Source organism: Sellimonas intestinalis (assembly GCF_001280875.1).
In the GTDB taxonomy this organism is placed as follows: domain Bacteria; phylum Bacillota; class Clostridia; order Lachnospirales; family Lachnospiraceae; genus Sellimonas; species Sellimonas intestinalis.
The window spans coordinates 33,993-57,829 of sequence record NZ_LGAJ01000011.1; the positions used below are offsets into that span (position 1 = coordinate 33,993).

Below are 23,837 nucleotides of genomic sequence, written 5' to 3' on the forward strand. Positions count from 1 at the left end.
TGATTCCTCCTTACGTTCCCCATCTTCCCAGGAAATACAAAAGCGCTCCCGCCGTTTTCCCAAGAGACAGGCCCATGATAATATATGGTATAGTTTTTACAATTTTCAGCCGCCGGATAAAGATCGGAAATACATTGAGGATATCTGCCAGCGCCATCGCCCAGCACCCTACAAATATCCCCGAAAAGATGCCAAGCACTGCCAGAAGTACGCTGCCTCCCGGAATCCGGACCTGGTAGAGATAAAAGATATTAAAGAGGGTCCCTCCCAGTACAATAGAATCTTCATACAGTAGAATCTGTCTTCCCGTGTGGGTCCGGTCCGCAAAGATGGAGACAAGACCAAGCCCGATGAGAAAGGAAAATAATCCCCCTGCAATCACGGCGCCGGAGGCAAATCCGATGACGCCAAGAAGTACCTGCTCAGCCCACATCTTTTTCTTTCCCCTTTCTGGAATACTCGTCAATGAGGGTCATCTCAATATCTTCCTCATAGGTCCGCATCTCCACTTCCATCGGCGTCGGATCCGGGGTAAAGCGCTTCTTCCCAAAATGATTGAAAAAGAGCAGAATCCCCACGCTCATTCCAAGGCTGTATGTGAGCTCCAGAATCGTAAATCCATCCGACGTCGTCCCGGTCACGAGATAGTAGATCTGATCGAAAAGCTTTGGCACATCCACGTCGTTATTAAACGACATGATGGAAAACCCGGCTCCGATAAATGTCACGAGAAGGACAAAGAAACTCTTTACGGCCTGCACCACTTTCTTCTGTTTTTTCTGCTCCTCGATGGTGACGATCAGATCCGTCTCCCCCAGATTTTCTACAGTAAGATTCGGACAGACCTCATGGATCTTTGCGATCACTTCCAAAATGGAGACAACATAACGCTTTTGCCCCTGTCCATTTGCCTTCAAAAGTCGTACCGGTTTCAACCGGTTGACGATTGTCTGGTCAGCACATTCCATAGAGAGGATATCCCCCAGAAGGACGTCCGACTTTGTCACCTCTTTATTCTTATCCCCTTTAATATATAAAATCTGACCCGTTGTCCCCATCATTTCCTCCTTCTGCCATCCGGCTGCTTACCAGCGTCCCATTCTCCTCTGAAACCGAATGACGCTGTGACATGACGTAATAGAGAAGTCCCAGAAGCACTGCTGCCGTGACAACGCAGATCAGGCATATCCGGATTCTTCGTTTCGCCTGTTCCATCACCTTCACCTTTCCTTTCTTTCAAGTGTAGTATGTCTGTTTGGGCTGTTTTTATACCGGATATGCCTGATTTCTTTTTGTATCAGTGATAAGCCGAAGTGGTAATTCCCTTCTTTTACGGGACACTTGAACCGCCGTACTCTTTCATCCGTTTCAGGATTTTCTTTTCCAGACGCGAGACCTGCACCTGGGACATGCCAAGCTGTTTCCCTGTCTCTGACTGTGTCTTGTTTTCAAAATACCGAAGATAGATCAGTTGCCGTTCCTCCTTCCCGAGCTTCTCCAATAGAGAATACAAAAATATCTGGTCAATAATCTTCTCCTCTGTCTTTTCCTCTTTCTCAAGCTTCTCCAGAAGCTCCACCTCACTTCCGTCCTTTTTGTAAACCGGACGGTGCAAAGACTCCACTTCCGACGAGGCTTCCAGAGCCTGTACCAACTCTTCTTTCCCCACCCCGGAAAGCTCTGAGAGTTCCTGGATGGTTGGTTCTCGGTTGTACTTTCTGACAAATTCTTCTTTTGCCTGACATGCTTTGTAGGAAATTTCTTTGAGTGAACGGCTGACTTTCAGCATCCCATCGTCCCGCAGGAAACGTCGGATCTCCCCGGAGATCATGGGCACGGCGTAAGTAGAAAATCGGACATCATAGGCCAGGTCAAACTTGTCGATTGCTTTTAATAGGCCGATGCTTCCGATCTGAAAGAGATCCTCGGCCTCCGTCCCTCTTCCGCTGTAACGCCGGACAATACACCAGACAAGTCCCACATTTTCTTCCACCAGCCGTGTCCTTGCCTCCTGATCTCCCTCGTGCGCCTTACGGATCAGCTCTGTGGTACGATCCATCCGTCCCTCCCGCTTCCGATCTTCTTTTTCATGCGGACCGTCGTTCCCTTTCCCGGCTCGGACTCTACCTCAAGTTCGTCCATAAAAGCCTCCATAAATGCAAATCCCATCCCGGAGCGATCAAGCTCCGGCCTTGTGGTGAACATCGGCTGCATGGCTTTTTCTACATCTTCAATCCCGTTTCCTTCGTCCCGGATTTCTATTTCCATCGCATGTCCCGAGATCCGGCAGCGGATCCGGATTTTATGTATTTCCTGGTCGTAGCCGTGTATGACTGCGTTGGTGACAGCCTCGGATACCGCGGTCTTAACATCCGCCACCTCCTCCAGTGTCGGATTGAGCTGGGTAAGAAAGGCCGCTACTGCTACCCTGGCAAATCCCTCGTTCTCCGAACAACTGTCAAATATCAATTCCATTTCATTCGTATCCTGTTTCATCTTCTTTCCTCCTCGTAAATCCGAATAATCTTTGCCGCTCCCGACATTTTCAGGATCTTCTTCATCCGTTCGTTCAGATTCGCCGCCCAGACTTCTCCCCCTGTCAGACTCAGCTTCCGGTACCGCCCCATCATCACTCCGATCCCGGAGCTGTCCATAAAGCTTGTCTCCCCGAAATCAAAGATCACATATTTCACATGATTCCGTTCGATCTGCCGATCCGCCTCTCTCCGGATTTCTTCCGTCTGATGATGATCCAGTTCCTTAGGCAGAAAGATCGTCAGACAGTTCTCTTCTATCTGATATTTCATAGTGCGCTCCCCTTTCTATCCATGATGTCCCCTCTTCCTTTGTAATTTCTGCCGTCTGATAAGCACAAAAGAGGATGATGCACAATGTACATCATCCTCTTTTGTAAACTCTTCTTTGTCCTCTATTGTCCATTCTTTCCTGCACTTGCGGCATTTAGACTCTCCAGCGCTTCCTGTGCGTCATTGCCTAAAGTCGTTCCGGAGTGCTGTTCCGATACTTTCTGATAGTAATTCTTTGCATTCTCCGTGTCGCCACTCTTTTCGTAAGCCTGGGCAAGAAGATACATGGCGTTCCCGCTGTCGTAGGACTCGTCCATCCTGACGACTTTCAGCAGATTTTCAATCGCCGCTTCATAGTTTTCCACGTCAAAATTAGCGCTTCCCCGGTTGTATAGTCTGCTACACGCCGATGGGTAGATACTGTTGGCAAGTGTCGTATGCTGCTCTTTTCCAAGCTCTCCAAGGGAATCCAGATTGATTGCCAGAAGCTCATCCGCCAGGTTTTCATTGGACTTGGCGCCGCTTTGGTATTGCGTCTGAATATCCATCAAAGCTTCGTAGCTGCTTTTTGTGGACTCCGCCGTCTCCTTTGCCGTCTGCGCCTCATCATTCTTTGTTCGGTAGCTCTCCAGTTCCTTTTCCAGAGCGTTGATCTCAGCTTTCTGGGACGCAATCTGATTGCTCGCTTCCACGATACTCTCATTCTTCTCCCTTGTCTGAGACTCATTGACAGCCGGCATAATCAGGAACCACATCACCGCCGCCCCGATGACCAGTCCGATGACAATATTGACAATGGTAAATGCCATGCCCTTTTCCGGATCCTTCGTCTCCACTGGTTTAATGATCGTCTCGTTACCAAGCTTATAGCTGACGGTCTGCTGTCCTTTCACATCTTTCTGTCCGGACGTCCGCTTTTTGTGCATCCGGTTCAGCTCATAAATATATCCGAGTGTAACCGGATCTGTCGTATCCAGCCGCTGGGCCGTCCTTAACACCTGCCTAGCTTTTGCGTACTGTGAAGTATGCAGATACAAAAGGGCTAAAAGCTGGAATGCCCGCAGGAAATCCGGCTGTTCTGACACGATCTTCTTTAACTGAATAATGGCGAGATCCTCGCCCCCTTGCCTGCAGTACTGTAAACACTGGTTGTACTTCTTGGCAGCCTGATCCACAGTATCCAGCCAGTTTTTAGATTCTCTGCACGATTTTAAATACTCCGTCGCTACATTCTCCCTGGGATTTAATCGCTCGCTGACGATCCAGACGGCCATCGCGCGAGGCACCTCGCCTCTTCCATAGTAAACAAGGCCAAGAAGATTTCTCGCATCCTTATTATACTTGTCAAAGCGAATGCTCTTCTTTAGGGACGCCAAAGCTCCTGTCAGATCCCGTATCTTTGCTTTTTTTAATCCATCGTTATACCAGTACAGGGACCGATAACGCAATTCTCCTCTGATATCCATACAAATCTCTCCGTTTCCCTAACGCGTTGTATCCAAGATATCTTTTAACAGATCCGACAGGTCGGTCAAATCTTCACTTATTGCCTCCGCCTCGATCTCATCTACCTCCAGACTCGGCTGAAACTTCTTCAGTTCTTCTTCAAAATTTAACATTCGGATGCCTCCCTTAACACTGCTTCCACTTCTCCAACGAGGTACAGGGATCCAAAACAGTAAATCCGGTCCTGTTCCCTTTTCTGTCCGCACACATAACGGACCGCCTCCTCAACTGTATCTACTTCCACCACCGGGCAATTAGCCCACTGTTCAAAATCGGCTTTCATCTCTTCAGCTTTCACACCACGGCTAGCCGAAATCTGTGTCACCACAAAGAGATCCGCTGGAATCTCCCGGCAGATAAGATGTATCATCTCACGATAATCCTTCTCCTTCACCGCCGAAAACAGGACGATCACCCTGCCGTCTTTTGGCATCAGTTCCCTCTGTTTGCAGACACTGTCTGTAAAGACGCGAACCGCCGCAAGATTATGCGCCCCGTCAAGGATCACTCCTGGACGCACTTCCTCCATACGTCCTTTCCAGACAACGCCGGCAAGGATCTGATACCAGGATGCCTTTGGTGTCTCAATCAGACAGGCAGCCGCCTCCAAAGCCAGAACGACATTCATCGGCTGATAAAGTGCGGTTGTCCGCAGTTTCCACTCGGCAGTATCATCATACCGATTCTCTGTGGAAAAAACAAGATCCTTCTTGGTAATTTCCTGGATTTTGAACGCATTTTCTGAGATTTCTCTACAAGGAGCACCAGCATTTTCTGCCGTCTTTCGCAACACCTTCTGAACGGTTTCGTCTGAGGCATCACAAATCAGCGGTACTCCCGGCTTGATGATCCCCGCCTTTTCCGTGGCAATCTTCTCGATCGTATCTCCCAAAATCTCAGTGTGATCCATCCCGATGGAGGTGATGACCGTCAGAACAGGATGCTCAATGCTGTTCGTAGCATCCAGCCTCCCTCCAAGTCCCGTCTCCAAAATGATATATTCCATCTTAGCGTCGTCAAAAGCTTTCATCGCCATGCCAAAGAGGAACTCGAAATATGTCGGATGGCTCAAACCATCTGTCTCCATCTTACGAACTGCCTCAAGTGTCTCTTCAAACACCGTAAGGAACCGCCTTTTGGATATCATCTCCTCCCCGATGCAGATCCGCTCTCGAATCGTCATCAGATGAGGGGATGTAAACAATCCGGTGCGTTTCCCCTCTCCAATAAGGAGCGCCTGCAGATATCTGCAAACGCTCCCTTTCCCATTTGTCCCTGCCACATGGATCATCTTTTTCTTCTCCTGCGGCGTGCCTAAATACGAAAGAAATGCCCTTGTATGATCCAGCGTATGTTTCCTGGCAAACATCTGGAGTTCATTAATATAGCTTACCGCTTCTTCATAATTCATCTTTTATTCCTCATCCTCGGTTCCTTCAAAGGCCTCCACCCAGTTCTTTGCGGGTGGATCCTGTTCCTCCTCAGGCGCCAGCGTAATCTCGCCGTTCTGGTACACATATTTCTTGGAGGTGGCAAACACCGTACTGCTGGATCCCATCTGGATCACGGTAATGATATCCCCATTTTCCAATGTGCAGTCGTTTAAAATCACATGAGTATTATTTAAAAACTTGCTTTCCTGCTGCTCACCGTTGACAAAGATCTTACTGCTCTTTGTCAGATTCTCTCCATAAAGGCTGTAGGTCTTCTCCTCACCCGGCTGAGGCACGATATTGCTCAATGTCACATCCTTGACGCCCATACGCATATGTCCTTCCGTAATCGGCGGTTCCCCCTCATATACATACTGGTCGCCATAGAGAATATCATACTGCAACAGCTCCAGATCCTTTAAATAGTCCTCGGTTTTCCTTCTCTGCTGATGGTAGTTGAAAAGCGTCCCCGAGTGAATATCAAGCCGTTCCAGCACATCTGCCATAATCTGATAGGATGGAATGTTCCGGTCCTCTTTCTTAAGGCCAATATTATCCCAAATCACATAATTCGTATTATAGAGATACTTGCTTTTTAAATCTTTCGCTTCCAACCCCATGGTCGGCAGGTGATCTCCGTAGAAAACGATGACACTTGGTTCGTCCCGCTTATCCACTTCCTCAACCAGATGCTTTGCGAATTGATCCATCTCATAGACCTGATTCACATAATACTCCCAGGCATTCTGCTTTCCTTCGTCCTCCATTCCGGACACTGTGATCTCCGGATTCTCGATCACCTTTTCTGTCGGATAATCCCCATGTCCCTGTACACTGATACAGAACACGAAATCCTGCTGTTCATCTGAATCCAAGGCATCCGTTATATGCTCCACCAGAATGTCGTCCTTCGACCAATTATTCGGCGTCGTTTGAAGGATGTTCATAAACTCTTTACTCGTAAAACTGTCAAATCCTGTATCATTATAAACCCGGGCACGGCTGTAAAAATTCCCTCCATTATTGTGGATCGCGTGGGCACCGTATCCCAGAGCAGAAAGTGCGGTCGCCGCACTTTCGCAGACCTCGCTTTTGAGCTTGGTCTTATATGGATACTCTCCCGGCCCGAAATAGCGCATGTTCATTCCTGTCAGCACTTCAAATTCCGTATTTGCTGTTCCCGCCCCCACTGACGGTACCTTGAAGTATCCGGTAGAATAATTCTCAAACAAAGACCGTAAAAACGGAATCGGATCCTTGGAGAGCTGGTAGAATTCCACCTCCGCCGGATCGAAGAAAGACTCTAACTGCACGAAAATAATGTTCGGCTTCTCTCCATCTGCAAGCCCCGTCGTCGTCTTTGTCAGGCGTCCTCCCTCGTTGATGTCCTCCATCGTCCCCTCGTCATACCCGTTCGGCTTGTCGATTCCGGTATTAAAAAGGCTGGCGGAAAAGCAATATGGAAGGCCATAGTCTTCGTACGCAAACGCGATATTTCCAAAATAAGTCGATACCACCCGCTTGTCAATCGCCTGATTCGTTAAAAAGACATAGGCCCCACAACAGATCCCGATTCCGATCAGGGCCCTGATCCGATGCATTTTCCCTTGATACTGTCCACCCCGGCGCCACATGGCAATCACCCAGATGATGACCGCCACAACACCAACTGCCATAATGACCAGCTCATAGATAGCAAAATAATTCGTAAACAGAGAAAGTCCCTCGGTCAGCGTCTTGAGATCCTGCGCGTTAAACGGCGTGACACGCTTTAACAGCATGGCACCGTTGACCACTCCGAGCATAATCCAGAAAACACTGATCAGAATCCGGGCAAACACCCTTCTCCGGACCAGGTATACAATAGAAAACGTCACAAAAATCATAAATGAATTGTATAAAAACACAAGTGGCGTTTCTACCGCATAACTCCATGCCGAGACGAACGAATGGCGAGAAATACTTTCAATGATCAGATTAATCGCCATCGCCCATATTGCTTGAAGCGGAAGCGAGAAAAGATTCATCCACTTATATACCGGAGCCATCTTTTTGGCAAAAGCACTGTTTTTGCGCTCCTCCAAAATCCGCTGCCGGCGTTCTTTTCGCTTTTTCGCGCTCTCTTTGAGATCTTCTCTGCTCAGATGCCGCAGCTTCTCTATCTTTCCTTTGATATCTGGTTTCTTAAAATGGATTGTATTCATGTTTTCCCCTTGTCTGCTACTTCCTGATCGATGCAAGACGCTCCTGAACCTGTTCCATCATCTGTGTATATTTTTCAAGCTTTGCCTGCTCCTCAGCGATCTTCGTCTCCGGAGCTTTGCTCATAAACTTTTCATTGTTCAGCATGCCGTTGACACGGGCCAGCTCCTTTTTGAGCCTCTCTTCTTCTTTTAAGAGACGCTCCCGCTCCTGCTCAAAATCAATCAGATCTTCCAGCGGCATATACACTGCTCCATCCGGAACCACAATAGAAACCGCATCTTCAGAAATACCATCATTTGTTTTCTGAATGATGAGTTCGCTTGCATTCATCAATGGATTCACTGATTCTTTTAATGTTTCAAACCCTTCACAAAGTGTCTCATTCTCACAAACAATATATACTTTCGCTTTTCTTGCGTTTGGCACGTTCATTTCGGCACGGGCATTTCTTACCCCACGTACAATGTCCTTGATGTGCTCTACAATATTCTCTTCCCGTGGATAATCCAAAGCTTCGTCATACTCCGGCCAGGAGGACATCATCAAAGACTCTTCTGCCGGAACAAGAACGCTGTAAATCTCCTCCGTCACGAACGGCATATACGGATGCAGAAGCTTCAGTGCGTCCGCAAGTACTGTTTTTAATGTCCAAAGCGCCGCATTGGCCGCCTTATAATTGTCATCCGCATGGTAGATCCGGTATTTTGCAAGCTCAATGTACCAGTCACAGAACTCATCCCAGATAAAGTCGTAAACTTTCTGTACCGCAATACCAAGCTCAAACTTATCCATGTTTTCCGTCACGTCTTTTGCCAGACGATTGACTTTGGAAAGAATCCATTTGTCTGCTGCTGTCAGGTCCTCTGCATCCGGACGGCTGATTACCTTATCCTCCATGTTCATAAGGATAAAGCGGGACGCATTCCATACTTTGTTGGCAAAGTTCCGGTTGGCTTCCACTCTCTCCTTGTAGAAACGCATATCGTTTCCAGGCGCGTTTCCGGTCACTACCGTAAGACGGAGCGCATCCGCACCATACTGGTCGATGATCTCCAGCGGATCAATGCCGTTTCCGAGAGACTTACTCATCTTTCTTCCCTGGTCGTCCCGAATCAGTCCATGGAAAAATACCGTGTGGAACGGGCATTTACCGGTCTGCTCAAATCCGGAGAATACCATCCGGATCACCCAGAAAAAGATGATATCGTATCCGGTTACCAGAACGTCTGTCGGATAGAAATAGTCAAGATCTTCGGTCTGCTCCGGCCATCCCAGTGTGGAGAACGGCCACAGTGCGGAAGAGAACCACGTATCCAGCGTATCCTCATCCTGTGTAAAATGATTGCATCCACACTTTGGACATACGTAAGGCGCACCTCCTTTTTGTACTACCATTTCACCACACTCATCGCAGTAATATGCCGGAATTCGGTGTCCCCACCAGATCTGCCGGGAAATACACCAGTCTCTGATATTATTAAGCCACTGTAAATAGATTTTATTCATCCGCTCCGGAATCAGCTTTAACTCTCCTGTTTCCAGCGCCTTGACGGCCGGCTTTGCCAGTTCCTCCATCCGCACGAACCACTGCTGCTTGATCAGTGGCTCAACTGTGTGATGGCACCGTTCATGCACACCAACGCTGTGGGTGTATTCTTCTACTTTAACGAGATATCCCTGATCCTCCAGATCCTGTACAATAGCCTCTCTCGCCTCATAACGGTCCATCCCCGCGTACTTGCCGCCATTTTCATTGATCGTGGCATCATCGTTCATAATATGAATTTCCTCAAGGCCGTGACGCTTTCCGATCTCAAAGTCATTCGGGTCATGTGCCGGAGTCACCTTCATGGCTCCGGTTCCGAATTCTTTGTCAACATACGCATCTGCGATGATCGGAATTTCCTTATTTACAAGTGGAAGCATCGCTTTCTTTCCGATAATATCCGTATAGCGCTCATCCTCCGGATTGACAACAATCGCCGTATCTCCAAGCATCGTTTCCGGACGGGTTGTCGCGATCACAAGGCTTCTGTCCGTACCTACGATCGGGTAGCGGATATGCCAGAAATGTCCCGCCTGTTCTTCATGCTCTACTTCCGCATCTGAAAGAGACGTCTGGCATACAGGACACCAGTTGATGATCCGGGAGCCTTTGTAAATGTAGCCTTTCTCATAAAGACGGAGGAATACTTCCTCTACTGCCTTACTGCATCCCTCGTCCATGGTGAAACGCTCTCTGTCCCAGTCGCAGGATACGCCAAGCTTTTTCAACTGGGACTCAATCGTCCCTGCGTACTCTTCCTTCCACTCCCAGGTCCGCTTTAAGAAACCTTCTCTTCCAAGCTCTCTCTTATCGATCCCTTCATCCTTTAACTGGTTTGTTACTTTAACCTCTGTTGAAATCGCCGCATGGTCTGTCCCCGGAATCCACAGCGCATTGTAGCCCTGCATTCTCTTGTATCGGATCAGGATGTCCTGAAGCGTATTATCAAGAGCATGCCCCATATGCAGCTTTCCGGTAATATTCGGAGGCGGCATCACCGTCGTAAACGGCTTTCTGCTCCGGTCTGCCTCTGCGTGGAAATACTTATTCTCACACCATTTTTCATAAAGTTTCGGTTCAATCTCTTTTGGATTGTACGTCTTGTCCAACTGTCTGCTCATTATTACCTCCTCATCATAAAAAAGAATCCTGTTTGGCAGGATTCTCCGCCTGCTGCGGGTCGCTTCAGCGGCAGCTTCCACTCCGCTGCAGTGCGATCCGCGCGGAGCGTTTCTTATTTCATAGGAACGCAGTTTCCTATGAAATAAAGAAAACGCCCTTTACATATGTAAAGGGCGTATAAACGCGGTACCACCTTCATTATATACCCGTCCTCCCTGACAGGTATATATCTCTTCGTTCTATAACGGGAACCACTCCGGGATGTCCTACTGTCCTGTCGGACCCATTCAGATATCCGGCTCCAAAGCTACCTTCCACAACTCCTACTTGTAATCACCTTCCAGCCAGTGGGTAATTTTCTCTGTCAAGGGCAGGTGTGTACTCCTCTTTATCAACACCTTTAAATATGAAACTATGATAATCATAGTCACGAAGCTTTCATTTGTCAAGGAGTTCATGGAATTTTCATGGATTCTTAAGGTTTCCCTGAACGACACTGCCTTTTTGGCAGCTTATTTTCTATTCCTTATTAGATCCTGCCAGATATTCACCAAGTTCCTCTGCCGTATCAAAGATCTGATCCGCCCCGGCATCTTCCAACTCTTCCCTACTGCCAAAGCCATAAAGTACACCTGCGGAGGCAAGTCCGTTTGCCTTTGCCCCGTCAATATCGTAGTGACGGTCCCCCACCATAATCACCGAAGGATCCCCTGCTTTCCGATGAAACGAATCAAGCGCATATTCGATGACGGCTTCCTTTGTCAGGCGTTTCCCTTCCATATCGCTTCCGCAGATGGCGTCAAACCAGCATGTGATCCCCGCATCTTCTGCAATCATCTTTGCATAGACCTCCGGCTTCGACGTGGCCATCACGACGGTTTTTCCCGCTTGTTTCAGACGTTTTAGCAAATCGGTCACGCCATCGAAAAGGCGGTATTCATAAACTCCTTTGACACCGAAATTTTCCCGGTAGTAGGATACAGCCTGAACAGCTTCCTCCTCGCCTAATCCCGTGTATTCCCGGAAAGAATGAACCAGCGGCGGCCCGATAAACGGAAGAAGTTCTTCCCGCTCTTTTTCTATTCCAAACTTTTCCAGGGCGTAAATGACGGAATTGACGATCCCTTTCTCTGAATCAATCAGTGTCCCGTCAAGATCCAGCAAAATCATATCAAAGCCTGCCTGTTCTCTCATCCTTATTCCTCCTGCTTTCGTTTCAGCTTCTGGAACATAGCTTTGTCTTCGGCGCTGACCCGCCTGGATTCTCTACATTTCTGGATTGCCTTATTGTGTGTCCACACATCCATCCGGTGCCCTTTTAATAGGTCAATGATCTTGTCCGGATATTTCAGATAGGCAGTCGCAAGGCTCCAGGCAATCCCCATCCGGACATAATATTCTTTCTGCCCAATTTCTTCGTAAATCTTCAATACCCGATCAATATACAGATCCTTCAGGAAATAATCCATCATGGAAATGACGCCAAAACGGACCTCAAATTCCCGGTTGCTTGTCACCCATTTTTGCAAATAAGAAAACCAGAAATCCGGATCCTCTTCCATCCATCCAAAAGTCGATACACAGCAGTCACAGTCAGCCCAGGAGCAGATCCCAGGTACCCATGCGTCCAGATACTGCACTCTCTCTTCCCGGGACGCTTTCCGGTATCCGGCCACCATCCCAAAGAGCATATGCTCCTCCTGATAAATGCCCTCCCCTTTCGTTCTGGTCATCTCATAAAGCCATCCGTCTTCTTTTTGCATCTCTTTGGCGGTCTCTTTTGCAAGTTTGCGAAGCACCGGAACACGGATTCCGAGCGTCTTCACAGACGGTGCGTTCAAAATCCGGTCGTTGAATTCTTTATACTCCGGATCAGAAAGCCCTATCAGCCTTTCCCTCATTTTCTCTTTCTTTCCTGCCACCTGTCTACTTCTCCTCTCTGAATCCCGCAAACAGAATATCATGGTTAATCATGGTATAAAAACGGTTCTTGATCTCCTCGTAACTATTTGACGGCTGTGCCATCAGCCACATCAGCTTGGTAATCGTTGCCTCCAGCGTCATATCGTATGCCTCCAGAAGGTCAAAGTCCTGTTTCACTTTCTTTCCGACCTCATAGACTGTCATATTACTTCCCTCACTGACTACCTGGGTTGTCATCACAATGAGTTTCCCTTCTTCTTTCCACTTCTTCATACCTTCATAAACTTCCTTTGTGATGCTATCAGGAAGACCGCCCACACCAAAGCTTTCAATCACCACACAGTCATAGAAATCTAAAATCTGGGTGAGCACACCGTTTCTCATCCCCGGCACCAGTTTCAGTACATATACGCTGTCTTTCATCTCGTGATAGAACCGCACTTCTCCCTGATGTCTGACCGGAGGAATATAACGAATTACCTGTTCGTCCTGGATCACGGCCGGATATGGAAAATTAATACTGGAAAAAGCATTGTAACTCTTGGCACGCTCTTTTTTCGCTCTTGTTCCGAGAATCACTTTTCCATCAAATACAATGCTTACGTCTTCAGAATTGTCATCCGACGCATAAATAAAGCTGTCCAGAAGATTCGTTTTGGCATCTGTCACATCCATATTGATCGGCTTCTGTGCTCCTGTAATGACGATCGGCTTCGGAGAATTTTGAATCATATAAGAAAGTGCCGCTGCCGTATAAGCAAGAGTATCGGTTCCATGACAGATCACAAAGCCATCGTAACTGTCATATCTTTCTTCTACCGCCTCTACGATAAGCTTCCAATGTTCCGGTGTCACATTCGTACTGTCTATATTGCACACCTGAAACGTTTCCACCTCGCATACTTGCTCCACCTGAGGAATATAAGACAAAATGTCCTGCGGTGTCAGTCCCGGAGCCAGCCCGTTTTCCGTCTGTCTGGACGCAATCGTTCCTCCGGTTCCAATCATAAGTATTTTCTTCATTCTCGTATCCTCTCTCTTTCCATACTTCCCCTTCTGTCAGAAAAAAGCCCCACCACAAAGCGGATGGGGTTCTGCTATAATTTTAGTATAAAGAAATTTCCCCGGGAAATCAACTGCTTCTGGGATTTTACCTGTTTTTGTGATAGAATAAATACAGTTTGTACAAATGAGGGAGGAGCAGGATATGAGACAAAAAATTGATTTGCTGAACGGACCGGTGTTTCCGTCACTTGCAAAGCTCGCTGTGCCGATTATGGCTACATCACTTGTCCAGATGGCGTACAACCTGACCGACATGATCTGGATTGGCCGCATCGGCAGCAACGCTGTAGCATCGGTGGGCGCTGCCGGAATGTATATGTGGTTTGCCAATGGCATTGCCGTCCTGGCAAAAATGGGCGGACAAGTGAAAGTTGGCCACGCCCTCGGAGCCGGTGAGCCGGAACAGGCACGTGGCTATGCCAGAAACGCGATTCAGCTTTCGCTGTTTTTCGGCCTTTTCTATGGAATTATCTGCCTGCTGTTTCAAGGTCCGTTGATCGGATTCTTCCGTCTGAATTCCAAAACCGTAATCCAGGATGCCGAAGTATATCTCGCCATCACCTGCGGACTGGTCATATTTTCCTTTTTGAACCAGGTATTTACCGGAATTCTGACTGCCATGGGAAACAGCCGGACCTCGTTTCTCGCGACAGCAATCGGACTTGTCATCAATATCATCCTTGACCCTATCCTGATTTTCGGAATTGGGCCATTTCCACAGATGTATGTGGCCGGAGCCGCCATTGCCACTGTATTTGCACAATCCGTTGTCACAGCGGTCTTCCTCGTTTCCATCCGCAGGGAACCGGATATTTTTATGAATCTGCATTTTTTTACCCGTCCCCAGACGGATATTCTGAAAGAATTGATTCAGATTGGCCTGCCTTCTTCTATTCAGAATATGATGTTTACCGGGATTTCCATGGTAATCGCACGGATGGTAGCAAGTTTTGGAGACGCTGCCGTGGCTGTCCAAAAGGTCGGTTCCCAGATCGAGTCCATCTCCTGGATGACGTCCGATGGTTTTGCCGCAGCGGTCAATTCTTTTATTGCGCAGAATTTCGGAGCCGGAAACGAAACCAGAGCAAAACGGGGTTACCGCTGTTCCATGATCGTTGTCCTGCTGTGGGGCTTTTTTTGCACCATCGTACTGATCGTATTTCCGGCACCGATCTTCCGGATTTTCATACCAGAAGCCGCCGTTCTCCCGATGGGCATAGATTACCTGCGTATCCTCGGCGTTTCCCAGCTTTTCATGTGCATGGAAATCACAACGGCCGGAGCATTTTCCGGGCTTGGACGCACCCTTCCTCCATCCATTGTCAGCACCTCTCTCACCGTTGCCCGGATTCCGATGGCCCTGCTTCTGATCTCCACCCCGCTTGGACTAAACGGTATCTGGTGGAGTATCACAATCTCGAGTATATGCAAAGGCATTGTCCTGACTGCCGCTTTCAAAAAGATGACATTCCGGGGAATAAAAGTGAATACACATTCCTAAAGGGAAATGAGCTCCGGTCCCTTGTTCGCCCCGGATGATTCCCCACTTCCGAAATGCCTGTCCACCAGGTGACAGTACTCTTCATAAGCCGGAACCTCGGAAAACGCTTCCCGAAGCGCATCCTGGATGCCCTTATAATACCATCCAATCATCTTTTTATCCTTCATCCGAAACCGATTCCAAAGCTCCTCCCCGACAACCGGATAATCCCTGTCAATATCCCGCATATTGGACAGCTTGTCCGCAAGTCCGATCATCTGTACCTCATAAGGAGCACAACGAATTCTTTTTATCGTTGAACCTTTCCGCTCTATCCACGACCTGGACTTGTCCTCACTTTCCTGTGCCACCAGCGATGCGACCCGCTCTGAAAAAGACGCCTCCAGCAGCTCTTTGGTCACTCCCTCGCAGTCCTCAATCGTATCGTGAAGAATCGCCGCACTGATCACTTCCTCGTCCTTCGTCATCGTAGAGACGATGTCCCCCACCTCAATCGGATGAACAATATAAGGACGCTTCGTCCCTTTCCGAAACTGTCCTTCATGTGCCTTTGTCGCAAATTCGATTGCCCGGTCTATCATCATATTCCGTTCCTTTCTTCTGTTGACATTTACAGATTTAGCGTACCACGTTGAAAAATAAAATCAAGGTTTTTCTTCCATAAATTGAGATTCTATCGTATACTAGTTTACGTCAAAAGAATGGAAACGAATCATCGGAAATGTATTTTCGATTTGTAGAAAGTAGGAGGTTTTTGCCATGAAGAAAAAGAAAGGCGTCCTCATTACCGGGGCGTCCAGGGGGATCGGACGTGCAGCCGCTCTTTTACTTGCCAGATATGGGTTCCATCTGTTTCTCAACAGCGCCCATCACCTGGATGCTTTAAAAGAAGTACAAAAAGAGATTTTGCGTCTCCCTGGTGCTTCCTGTGAACTTTGTCCGGGTAATGTTGGCGATCCTGGGCAGGTACGGAATATGTTCTCACAGATCTCCCGCTCCGAACAAGTGGATGGAGGTGTGGAGATTCTCATTAACAATGCCGGGATTTCCCATATCGGGCTGTTAAGCGATATGACGGACAGCGAGTGGAATCAGGTGATCGCAACCAATCTTTCCTCCGCTTTTTACTGCTGCAGGGAAGCCATCCCGCACATGGTATCAAAAAAAACGGGCAAAATCCTCAATATTTCTTCCATGTGGGGACGAAGCGGCGCATCCTGCGAAGCAGCTTACTCCGCCTCCAAAGCGGGGATTCACGGCCTTACCCAGGCGCTGGCCAAAGAACTTGCGCCAAGCAACATCCAGGTAAACGCCATCGCTTTTGGAGTCATCGACACCGCTATGAACCAGATGCTCGATCCGGACGAATGGCTCGCTCTCCAGGACGAAATCCCTGCCGGCCGCTTCGCCGCACCGGAAGAGGCCGCACAGATGATCTTACATGTTCTTCAAGCGCCTTCTTATATGACTGGACAAATCATTGGATTTGACGGCGGATTTTTATAGAAATTGCCGCCATAAAGATATTAGAAAAGGAAACCTGTTCCTTCTATTGATCGGAACATGGTTTCCCTTTTTTATATTTCTGTAGTTACTTCAGGCACCACGCATATCCATATTCCGGCAGCGTGATAACGCCGTCTTCAATTATTTCACCGCTAAAGAGTTCTCTTTGTAGTCCTTCTTGCGGAAGACGAAATTCTTTTGACCTGTCAGCAAAGTTAAAGATTCCGGTCAATGTCCGGCCATTCCATCTTCTGATCATACAAAGAATTTCCTGATCCCCGGTTTCCCACGTATTCACTTCCGCTTCTGGACCTAGAATATCTTCCTGCGCTCTTAGTTTCTCCATATAATCCAGTGTCGCAAAAATCTGGCCTTCCACCGTATCTTTATCATTCCGGTTTTCTGCAAGTTCCCACTTGAAAGCTCCTCTGTGGATGTATCTGGAGTCTGAACATTTATCCGGATCTTCTTTATATGTGTAGTCATTCACCTGTCCGATCTCATCCCCGCTGTAAATCATCGGAATCCCCGCCTGCATGAACATATAGGCATGAAGCATCAGATCTTTTCGGATGGCCTTCTCCATTTTGGCACCGTCCTGCTCAAACCCTGCGCTTTCAATCCCACACATGGATGCCGTCGTACCGCAAAATCTGGCGTCTTTTGTCACCGGATCGTCGTTGTAGAGCTCCCCACGACTTACGCTTCCCGGATACTTACCTGTAAAGTAATCGTTCAAATATTGTTTGTGAGGAATTTCTTTCATTCCCCACCATTTCAGTGTATCATAGTCCAGACCCCAGCCAATGTCGTCGTGGCATCTCAGATAATTCAGAAAGGTATATTGCTTTGGCAGACTGTTCACAATATCAAGCTGCTTCTTGAGAAGTCTCGTATCGTGTACCGCCAGGGTGTGCCAGGTGGTCGCCATGGTTGTGACATTGTATAGCATATGGCACTCTGGCTTTTCTACCGTTCCAAAATAAGGCAGCACTTTCTCCGGTTCCATCACAACCTCACCCAGAAGTGCTACTGCCGGACAGACAATTTCACCGATCATCCTCATCATACGGACAATAGTATGAACCTGTTTTAAGTTCCGGCAGGATGTACCGAGCTCTTTCCAGATATAAGGAACCGCATCAATACGAATAATATCCATTCCCTGATTTGCGAAGAACAGGAAATTGTACATCATCTCGTTAAACACTCTAGGATTTCCATAGTTCAAATCCCACTGGTACGGATAAAATGTCGTCATCACATAGTGTCCGATTTCCGGAATCCAGGTAAAATTCCCCGGCGCCGTCGTCGGGAATACCTGCGGAACCGTACGCTCAAACTGGTTGGGAATATCCGGATTGTCGTAGAAGAAATAGCGGCTCATATATTCGCCTTCTCCTCTTCTCGCCCGCACCGCCCACTCATGCTCCTCGGAAGTGTGGTTCATCACAAAATCCATACAAAGGTCGATTCCCATTCCGTGACATTTTGTTGCCAGTTTCGCCAGATCTTCCACCGTTCCCAGATCTTCCCGAACCTTGCGGAAATCCGCCACAGCATATCCCCCGTCAGATTTTCCCTTTACAGTATCGAGAAACGGCATCAAATGAATGAAAGATGCATGACTCTCCTTGATATAGTCCAGTTTTTTCTGTACCCCTTTCAGATTCCCGGCAAAATGATCGATATAAAGCATCATGCCAAGCATGTCTTTCTTACGGTACCAGCCCGGGTGTTGTTCCCGCTCCCGGTCACGCTTCTTTAAAGCCGCACTTCGGTTCCTATAATATTCATACATCTGGCCGCACAGTTCCGCATACATGGAATCGTTTCCGTAGAGCTCCATATAGAGCCATTTCAATTCATCCTGATGCTTTTCCATACGAATCTGAAATTCTATGTCGCTTTTCTTTCCTCTTCCCACGATTTTCAAAGCCCCTTTATTGTTCTACTCGTCTCAGATACTTCTGGTATGCAAGATATTCTCCGCTCTCGATCGGCACCGGAAGCCCAGCCTGCATCAGTGCCGCTCCACTGTAGAGCCGGTCATGTCCGTCAATCCTATAATATGCTTCCGGCACCAATCCACGCATTTTCACATAGTTCACCGTCATGTTGCCATGCTGTTTCAGCATAACTACATTTACCAACGCCTCAGACCGGTCCTCTGATACAAACGCCCATGCTCCCAACTCGTCTTTTAACGGATCTGACAATCGATAGTAATCTCCATTCTGGATCAACGGCGCATATGCCTTGAACTTCTTTACCTGATCTTTGACTTCTTCTTTCTCCTTGTCGCTTAACAGTCCCAGATTCAGCTCATAACCGAATGTTCCCGCCATAGCTACGACACCTCTCGTGTTCAGTGAAGTCACCCTTCCGGTCTGGTGGTTTGGCACAGCAGACACATGAGAGCCCACACAAGATGCCGGATAAATAAAGGATGTACCATACTGTATCTCGATCCGGTCGATTGCATCCGTATTATCACTGCACCAGATCTGAGGGGTATAGTATAACATTCCCGCGTCAAACCGTCCGCCGCCACCGCTGCATCCTTCAATCAGTGTATCTGGGTACCGCTTCAGAAGCCGCTCCAGGAAATCATAGACGCCCAGAACATAATCATAAAGAACCTTTCCCTGCTCTTTCGTCTCAGAAGAATAAATATCGGAAATACTGCGGTTCATATCCCACTTGATATAATCAACTTTCCCCTGATCGAGCACCGAACAAATCTGATCGAATACATGATCCCGAATCTCTTTCCTGGAGAAGTCCAGCACAAGCTGGTTTCTTCCCCGGACCGGATGACGCTTCGGAATCTGCAGTGCCCAGTCTGGATGTTCCCGGTAAAGATCACTATCCTCGGAGACCATCTCCGGCTCAATCCACAGTCCGAATTTTAATCCCAGATCGTTGATCTTTCCGATCAGTTCTCCCATAGTACATCCCAGCTTCTTCTCATTGACTACCCAGTCTCCAAGACTTGTATTGTCATCGTTTCTCTCCCCAAACCATCCGTCGTCCAGCACAAGCATTTCAATGCCAAGTTTCGCGGCTTCCCTTCCAAGCTTTAACAGGCTCTCCCCCGTAAAATTAAAATAATCTGCCTCCCAACTGTTGACGAGAACGGGACGTACTTCATTTTTAAATTTTCCTCTGCACAGATGATTACGGAAACACCGATGCAGATTTTGGGAAAGCTGTGACATCCCCTCTGCGGAATAAGTCAAAACTGTCTCCGGAATCAGGAAGCTCTCCCCCGGCCCAACTGGATAAGAAAATAATTCCGAGGCAAGGCCCATCAGTGCTCTTGACTGATTAAACTGATCTTTTTCAGCTTCCGCTTTGAAGCAGCCACTGTATACAAAGACCATTGCATAGCAGTTTCCGGATTCCTCTGTCGTGTCTTTTTCCGCCAAAATCATTGCCGGATTGTACTGGTGACTGGATGTTCCTCTTCTGCTTCGCAGAATCTGTTTCCCGTGGCTTAACGGTACCCTCTGGAAATTCCTCTCCATCGCGTGGCGCCCGTAAAAGCTGATCAGATCATAATCTCCACTTACAAAGTCCAGGCAGGCAGACGCTGCCTTGCTGATATGAATCTTTTCTTCGCCCTGATTGATGATTTTCACGCTACGTGTAATAATGTCGTATTTCGGCAGAACGCCGTACAAAAGCACTGCCTGCACTTTTGTCACAGCGTCCTCCATCAGGATTTCCAGTGTCTGTGCTTCGTCTTCTGTGGCATAGACCGCCGGCAGACCCGGAAGAGAATATTTCCCATTTATAATCCGATGGCTCTTATAGCGCAGATCACAGCTATACGTGCCGTCACTGTTTTTCACGGTAAGAGCCGGACTGCGGAAATCTCCGGTTCCGCTTGTCGGGAATTCTTGTGGCAGCGCATCCATGGAATAGGTTCTGTCCTGGTTCGCATCATACGGATTGGCGGAAAATCCTCTGTCATAATAGGTCAGCAGATAATCCATTCCCCCGTAGACCGTCTTCCCATAATATAGATGCAGCAGAAATCCATATGCGTCTGCCTGAAACTGATATGTCGTGTGGTCTGTCTGTAATGTAAAAATTCTTTTCTCATTTTCAAATTCAATTCCCATATTTACTCTCCTTGTACCGTCTTTTATTTTACCGCACCGTTTACTACTCCATTTAAGATCTGTTTCTGACAGATCACGTAGAAAATCACAATCGGAATGAGGGCCAACAAGTACGATGCAAACGCCAGGTTATAATTGGTTCCAAACTGTGTCTGGAAATTGAGCTGTGCCAACGGCAGGGTATTCTGTCCTGTCCCGGCCATGATGACAAGCGGTGTCATTACGTCGTTCCATACGGAAAGAGCTGTGATAACCGCAACCGTCGCATGCATCGGTTTCATAATGGGAAAGATCACTTTCCAGTATGTTCTCCATGTACTTGCGCCGTCCACCCGCGCCGCCTCTTCCAACGCAATCGGAATATTAGTGAGATATCCGGAATACAGTAAAACATTCATCGGCATATAGAATACCACATAAAGAATAATAACGCCAACCCAGTTTCCAAGTCCCATCTCAGCCGTCTGCTTTGCAAGCGGCATCATCAGGATCGCAAACGGCACAAACATACCGCTTACAATAAACAGATAAACAAAATTGTAAAACTTACTGTGCGCTTTATTTCTTCCCACCGCGTATCCCATCAGGGAATGGATCACAATGGAAAGTACCACAGTCAGCACGGAAATCAGCAAACTGTTTCTCAGGGAATTCCAGAAGTCCGTTACCTTCATCGCTTCTTTGAAATTGCTGAGACTGAAGCTTTCCGGTAAAGATAAGATACCGGAAATGCTGTTGGTCATCTCGCTTGGCTGTTTGAACGCGATCACGATCGTCATATAAAGAGGGAACGCAATCGTAATCAGTCCAAGGATCAAAAGGATCATTACGGTCCAATTTGTTTTGTGTTCTGCTTTTACTTTCATTATAACTGCTCCTCCTTCCGTGATGAAAAGCTCATCTGCGCTACGGAAATCGCCACGATCACAATAAAGAAGATCACCGCGTTCGCACTCTGGAATCCGAACTGTCCTCCAGCCATACCATTATTGTAGATCAGGTAGGAGATGGACTCGGTACTCTGTGCAGGTCCTCCTTTTGTCAGTGCCATGATCTGGTCGAATACCATGAGGAAGTTTTTTACACAGAGAACCATATTGATTGTAAAAAATGGTATAATCAGAGGGAAAGTCAGGAGTTTAAATTTCTTCCATCCTGTCGCCCCGTCGAGAGATCCCGCCTCATAAACATCTTCCGGCACGGTCTGAAGACCGGAGATATAAATAATCGTATTCATTGCAATAGACTGCCATGCACAGACAACCACTACCCCAATCCATGCTGTCTTTTCATTGGAAAGCATACTTCCACTCAATGCTCCGCTTCCTATCGTCTTTCCGAATTCCGGAAGGATGTATGTAAAGAAATAGTTGAAGATGTAACCGACTACCAGCGCTCCCAATACATTCGGAAGGAAGTAAGCCGCTCTGAAAAAACTCTTACCTTTAATCTTGCTATTGAGCCCAAGTGCAAGAATCAGACTGATGACATTGGTAATGATCGTAGCACAAATGGCAAGACGAAATGTAAACCAGTAGGATTTGCCGACTCTTGCGTCGGTGAAAAGATCCGTGTAATTCCGAAGACCTACCATATCGTAGTCTCCAAATCCTTTAAAGTTCGTAAAACTGTAGTACACACCTCTGATGAGCGGAACCGTGTTAAAGCAGATAAACAGTGCCAGAATCGGTATCGTGATCAACAGAAAGGTACGATTTCTATCGTTCATTTTTCTCATGTTTTTGCTCTCCTTTCCTTAAACTTAGGCGTCCCCGTTTTCTTCCTCATACTCCTGCACTTCCCGTATAATATCACGGTTGTATCTTGTCCAGTCACTGTCGAATTTCTTCAGAAACGCATCCACATCTTTATTGATCAGGAAAGTCTGGATCTGTGCATCCACCGCCATCTCAGACGGATAATAGTGATCCTGATAATCTGTCATATTACCCGCTTCGATATACTCCGTCATACCGTCCAGTTGGGAAGCCAGATCAAAATCTCCTTCTTTACAAGGGATCGCATTTTGGTCATCAATGTATGCCTGGATATTCTCATCTTCATAGAGAAATTCAAGTACCTCATATGCTGCCTCTTTATTTTCACAATCCGCCGTCACAGCAAACATCAGGTCGACACCGGAGTTCAATGTATTCCCTTCCTTCGTATCACTGGCCGGTGTAACGAAAGAATCAATATTCATATCCGGATTCACAGATAAGATCTGAGGTACAGCGTAGCTTCCGATTGGATACATTGCAGATTCCCCGTTGGCAAATGCGGTGCAGGCGTCATTATATCCGTAGGCAAACGGATCTTCCGGTCCATAGTTTAAAAGTTCCAAATATTTTTCCGCGACTTCACGGTACGAATCCGTAAAGTTTGCATCGCCTTTATTCACCTGCTTACACAGATCCGGCGGTGCCAATGCAACTGCCATAGAGTTCCACGGCGCCAGACATGTCCAAGTATCCTTGAACCCGAAATAGAATGGAAGAATCCCTTCGGACTGAATATCATTGCACAATGTCATCAACTCATCCCACGTATTCGGGATCTCCCATCCATGTTCTTCAAACATATCCCTGTTATAAAGTATCCCTGCTGCATTCGCTACATAAGGGATGCCAAACGTTCCTTCCGTTGGAACAATTTCCAGTGCTTCCAGAATATCTTTGTAAGAATCCTTAATTTCCCCCATCACTTCACTGTCGGAAACATCCGCCAGAATTCCGGCATCCACATAATAAGAATAATTGATATCCCCGCCAATTCCGATAATATCCGGATAGTCCTCCCGGATAAACCTTGTCCTCATAATGGTAGAAGCATCGTTTGGCGAATCAATGGTCAGATGGATATCGTCGTGTGTTGCATTGAATTTCTCTTCCACCTGGTCAAAATAGGTTGCCGCTTCCGGTTTGTACTGCAAAATCTCGATTTCTGTCTTCCCACTCTTTTCATTTCCATCTCCGCACGCAGTGAGGAACATAGACGCTGTCATACATCCGGCCAGAGCAGCACCGATTACCTTTTTCCCCTTTCTCATCATTTTTCTCCTTTCTTGTCTTTGTCTCTAAGATATTTTTATTA

General features: G+C 47.4%; 22 protein-coding genes and 1 other annotated feature. Of the genes, 2 read left to right on the forward strand and 20 right to left on the reverse strand.

Annotation, left to right across the window (positions count from 1 at the left end; genetic code table 11):
- Positions 1-10: 10 nt before the first annotated feature.
- The 14 genes from AOA56_RS10995 to AOA56_RS11055 form a co-directional block, all read right to left on the reverse strand.
- Entirely contained in the window at positions 11-433 is a 423-nt protein-coding gene (locus AOA56_RS10995; RefSeq protein ID WP_024733373.1) for a stage V sporulation protein AB, read from the reverse strand.
- Entirely contained in the window at positions 423-1,058 is a 636-nt protein-coding gene (locus AOA56_RS11000; RefSeq protein ID WP_024733374.1) for a stage V sporulation protein AA, read from the reverse strand. Before AOA56_RS11000 ends, AOA56_RS10995 begins: the two co-directional genes overlap by 11 nt.
- The gene (locus tag AOA56_RS11005; protein WP_024733375.1) at positions 1,027-1,215 is read right to left on the reverse strand and encodes a hypothetical protein; all 189 of its coding nucleotides are present in this window, start codon (positions 1,213-1,215) and stop codon (positions 1,027-1,029) included. Before AOA56_RS11005 ends, AOA56_RS11000 begins: the two co-directional genes overlap by 32 nt.
- A 115-nt stretch (positions 1,216-1,330) precedes the next feature.
- Complete coding sequence (locus AOA56_RS11010) at positions 1,331-2,059, reverse strand: SigF/SigG family RNA polymerase sporulation sigma factor (protein WP_048620428.1); 729 nt, start codon at positions 2,057-2,059, stop codon at positions 1,331-1,333.
- Positions 2,038-2,496, reverse strand: a complete 459-nt coding sequence (gene spoIIAB / locus AOA56_RS11015; RefSeq protein ID WP_024733377.1) for an anti-sigma F factor — start codon at positions 2,494-2,496, stop codon at positions 2,038-2,040. The genes AOA56_RS11010 and spoIIAB overlap by 22 nt, the downstream gene beginning before the upstream one ends.
- Positions 2,493-2,807 (reverse strand): STAS domain-containing protein, encoded by a 315-nt coding sequence (locus AOA56_RS11020; protein ID WP_024733378.1) that lies wholly within the window; start codon positions 2,805-2,807, stop codon positions 2,493-2,495. Before AOA56_RS11020 ends, spoIIAB begins: the two co-directional genes overlap by 4 nt.
- A 122-nt stretch (positions 2,808-2,929) precedes the next feature.
- Positions 2,930-4,273 (reverse strand): tetratricopeptide repeat protein, encoded by a 1,344-nt coding sequence (locus AOA56_RS11025; RefSeq protein WP_024733379.1) that lies wholly within the window; start codon positions 4,271-4,273, stop codon positions 2,930-2,932.
- Positions 4,274-4,291: 18 nt separating this feature from the next.
- Entirely contained in the window at positions 4,292-4,426 is a 135-nt protein-coding gene (locus tag AOA56_RS16505) for a hypothetical protein (protein WP_270522843.1), read from the reverse strand.
- Positions 4,420-5,724 (reverse strand): bifunctional folylpolyglutamate synthase/dihydrofolate synthase, encoded by a 1,305-nt coding sequence (locus AOA56_RS11030; protein WP_053769658.1) that lies wholly within the window; start codon positions 5,722-5,724, stop codon positions 4,420-4,422. Before AOA56_RS11030 ends, AOA56_RS16505 begins: the two co-directional genes overlap by 7 nt.
- Before the next feature lie 3 nt (positions 5,725-5,727).
- Positions 5,728-7,950, reverse strand: a complete 2,223-nt coding sequence (locus tag AOA56_RS11035) for an LTA synthase family protein (RefSeq protein WP_024733380.1) — start codon at positions 7,948-7,950, stop codon at positions 5,728-5,730.
- Positions 7,951-7,966: 16 nt separating this feature from the next.
- Positions 7,967-10,618, reverse strand: coding sequence for a valine--tRNA ligase (locus AOA56_RS11040; RefSeq protein ID WP_053769659.1), 2,652 nt, complete (start codon positions 10,616-10,618; stop codon positions 7,967-7,969).
- A 167-nt stretch (positions 10,619-10,785) separates the two neighbouring features.
- Positions 10,786-11,023: a binding site (T-box leader), on the reverse strand.
- 115 nt (positions 11,024-11,138) lie between these two features.
- Entirely contained in the window at positions 11,139-11,813 is a 675-nt protein-coding gene (locus tag AOA56_RS11045) for an HAD hydrolase-like protein (RefSeq protein WP_024733382.1), read from the reverse strand.
- 2 nt (positions 11,814-11,815) lie between these two features.
- Positions 11,816-12,541, reverse strand: coding sequence for a DNA alkylation repair protein (locus AOA56_RS11050; RefSeq protein WP_162224703.1), 726 nt, complete (start codon positions 12,539-12,541; stop codon positions 11,816-11,818).
- Between the two features lie 4 nt (positions 12,542-12,545).
- A complete protein-coding gene (locus AOA56_RS11055) occupies positions 12,546-13,565 on the reverse strand; it encodes an asparaginase (RefSeq protein ID WP_053769661.1) in 1,020 nt (339 codons plus the stop codon).
- A gap of 184 nt (positions 13,566-13,749) precedes the next feature.
- Between AOA56_RS11055 and AOA56_RS11060 the strand changes: the two genes are divergently transcribed.
- Positions 13,750-15,108, forward strand: a complete 1,359-nt coding sequence (locus tag AOA56_RS11060; RefSeq protein WP_053769662.1) for an MATE family efflux transporter — start codon at positions 13,750-13,752, stop codon at positions 15,106-15,108.
- On the opposite strand, the gene AOA56_RS11065 is transcribed toward AOA56_RS11060, so the two are convergent.
- Positions 15,105-15,689 (reverse strand): HD domain-containing protein, encoded by a 585-nt coding sequence (locus AOA56_RS11065; RefSeq protein ID WP_024733386.1) that lies wholly within the window; start codon positions 15,687-15,689, stop codon positions 15,105-15,107. The genes AOA56_RS11060 and AOA56_RS11065 overlap by 4 nt on opposite strands.
- A gap of 178 nt (positions 15,690-15,867) precedes the next feature.
- On the opposite strand from AOA56_RS11065, the gene AOA56_RS11070 reads away from it, so the two are divergent.
- Positions 15,868-16,614: an SDR family NAD(P)-dependent oxidoreductase gene (locus tag AOA56_RS11070; RefSeq protein ID WP_053769663.1), complete on the forward strand. Its 747-nt coding sequence runs from the start codon at positions 15,868-15,870 to the stop codon at positions 16,612-16,614.
- Between the two features lie 85 nt (positions 16,615-16,699).
- Here the strand turns inward: AOA56_RS11070 and AOA56_RS11075 are convergent, their stop codons facing one another.
- Genes AOA56_RS11075 through AOA56_RS11095 form a run of 5 tightly spaced genes read right to left on the reverse strand, consistent with a single transcriptional unit; the run spans position 16,700 to position 23,793 of the window.
- Positions 16,700-18,499 (reverse strand): amylosucrase, encoded by a 1,800-nt coding sequence (locus AOA56_RS11075; RefSeq protein WP_053769681.1) that lies wholly within the window; start codon positions 18,497-18,499, stop codon positions 16,700-16,702.
- A 58-nt stretch (positions 18,500-18,557) separates the two neighbouring features.
- On the reverse strand, positions 18,558-20,744 hold the full coding sequence (locus tag AOA56_RS11080; protein ID WP_024733389.1) for an alpha-galactosidase: 2,187 nt from the start codon (positions 20,742-20,744) through the stop codon (positions 18,558-18,560).
- Between the two features lie 23 nt (positions 20,745-20,767).
- A complete protein-coding gene (locus AOA56_RS11085; protein WP_048620434.1) occupies positions 20,768-21,610 on the reverse strand; it encodes a carbohydrate ABC transporter permease in 843 nt (280 codons plus the stop codon).
- Positions 21,610-22,482 (reverse strand): carbohydrate ABC transporter permease, encoded by an 873-nt coding sequence (locus AOA56_RS11090; protein WP_053769664.1) that lies wholly within the window; start codon positions 22,480-22,482, stop codon positions 21,610-21,612. Before AOA56_RS11090 ends, AOA56_RS11085 begins: the two co-directional genes overlap by 1 nt.
- A 24-nt stretch (positions 22,483-22,506) precedes the next feature.
- Complete coding sequence (locus AOA56_RS11095; protein ID WP_024733391.1) at positions 22,507-23,793, reverse strand: ABC transporter substrate-binding protein; 1,287 nt, start codon at positions 23,791-23,793, stop codon at positions 22,507-22,509.
- Positions 23,794-23,837 lie beyond the last annotated feature (44 nt).

What these genes read in the sequence shown, in the direction of transcription:
- AOA56_RS11090 (WP_053769664.1), bottom strand. Translation starts at nt 22,482, where the DNA reads ATGAGAAAAATGAACGATAGAAATCGTACCTTTCTGTTGATCACGATA.
- AOA56_RS11035 (WP_024733380.1), bottom strand. Translation starts at nt 7,950, where the DNA reads ATGAATACAATCCATTTTAAGAAACCAGATATCAAAGGAAAGATAGAG.
- AOA56_RS11005 (WP_024733375.1), bottom strand. Translation starts at nt 1,215, where the DNA reads ATGGAACAGGCGAAACGAAGAATCCGGATATGCCTGATCTGCGTTGTC.
- AOA56_RS11025 (WP_024733379.1), bottom strand. Translation starts at nt 4,273, where the DNA reads ATGGATATCAGAGGAGAATTGCGTTATCGGTCCCTGTACTGGTATAAC.
- AOA56_RS11070 (WP_053769663.1), top strand. Translation starts at nt 15,868, where the DNA reads ATGAAGAAAAAGAAAGGCGTCCTCATTACCGGGGCGTCCAGGGGGATC.
- AOA56_RS11085 (WP_048620434.1), bottom strand. Translation starts at nt 21,610, where the DNA reads ATGAAAGTAAAAGCAGAACACAAAACAAATTGGACCGTAATGATCCTT.
- AOA56_RS11030 (WP_053769658.1), bottom strand. Translation starts at nt 5,724, where the DNA reads ATGAATTATGAAGAAGCGGTAAGCTATATTAATGAACTCCAGATGTTT.
- AOA56_RS11045 (WP_024733382.1), bottom strand. Translation starts at nt 11,813, where the DNA reads ATGAGAGAACAGGCAGGCTTTGATATGATTTTGCTGGATCTTGACGGG.
- AOA56_RS11040 (WP_053769659.1), bottom strand. Translation starts at nt 10,618, where the DNA reads ATGAGCAGACAGTTGGACAAGACGTACAATCCAAAAGAGATTGAACCG.
- AOA56_RS16505 (WP_270522843.1), bottom strand. Translation starts at nt 4,426, where the DNA reads ATGTTAAATTTTGAAGAAGAACTGAAGAAGTTTCAGCCGAGTCTGGAG.
- AOA56_RS11055 (WP_053769661.1), bottom strand. Translation starts at nt 13,565, where the DNA reads ATGAAGAAAATACTTATGATTGGAACCGGAGGAACGATTGCGTCCAGA.
- AOA56_RS11075 (WP_053769681.1), bottom strand. Translation starts at nt 18,499, where the DNA reads ATGGAAAAGCATCAGGATGAATTGAAATGGCTCTATATGGAGCTCTAC.
- spoIIAB (WP_024733377.1), bottom strand. Translation starts at nt 2,496, where the DNA reads ATGAAACAGGATACGAATGAAATGGAATTGATATTTGACAGTTGTTCG.
- AOA56_RS11095 (WP_024733391.1), bottom strand. Translation starts at nt 23,793, where the DNA reads ATGAGAAAGGGGAAAAAGGTAATCGGTGCTGCTCTGGCCGGATGTATG.
- AOA56_RS11065 (WP_024733386.1), bottom strand. Translation starts at nt 15,689, where the DNA reads ATGATAGACCGGGCAATCGAATTTGCGACAAAGGCACATGAAGGACAG.
- AOA56_RS11080 (WP_024733389.1), bottom strand. Translation starts at nt 20,744, where the DNA reads ATGGGAATTGAATTTGAAAATGAGAAAAGAATTTTTACATTACAGACA.
- AOA56_RS11000 (WP_024733374.1), bottom strand. Translation starts at nt 1,058, where the DNA reads ATGGGGACAACGGGTCAGATTTTATATATTAAAGGGGATAAGAATAAA.
- AOA56_RS11020 (WP_024733378.1), bottom strand. Translation starts at nt 2,807, where the DNA reads ATGAAATATCAGATAGAAGAGAACTGTCTGACGATCTTTCTGCCTAAG.
- AOA56_RS10995 (WP_024733373.1), bottom strand. Translation starts at nt 433, where the DNA reads ATGTGGGCTGAGCAGGTACTTCTTGGCGTCATCGGATTTGCCTCCGGC.
- AOA56_RS11010 (WP_048620428.1), bottom strand. Translation starts at nt 2,059, where the DNA reads ATGGATCGTACCACAGAGCTGATCCGTAAGGCGCACGAGGGAGATCAG.
- AOA56_RS11060 (WP_053769662.1), top strand. Translation starts at nt 13,750, where the DNA reads ATGAGACAAAAAATTGATTTGCTGAACGGACCGGTGTTTCCGTCACTT.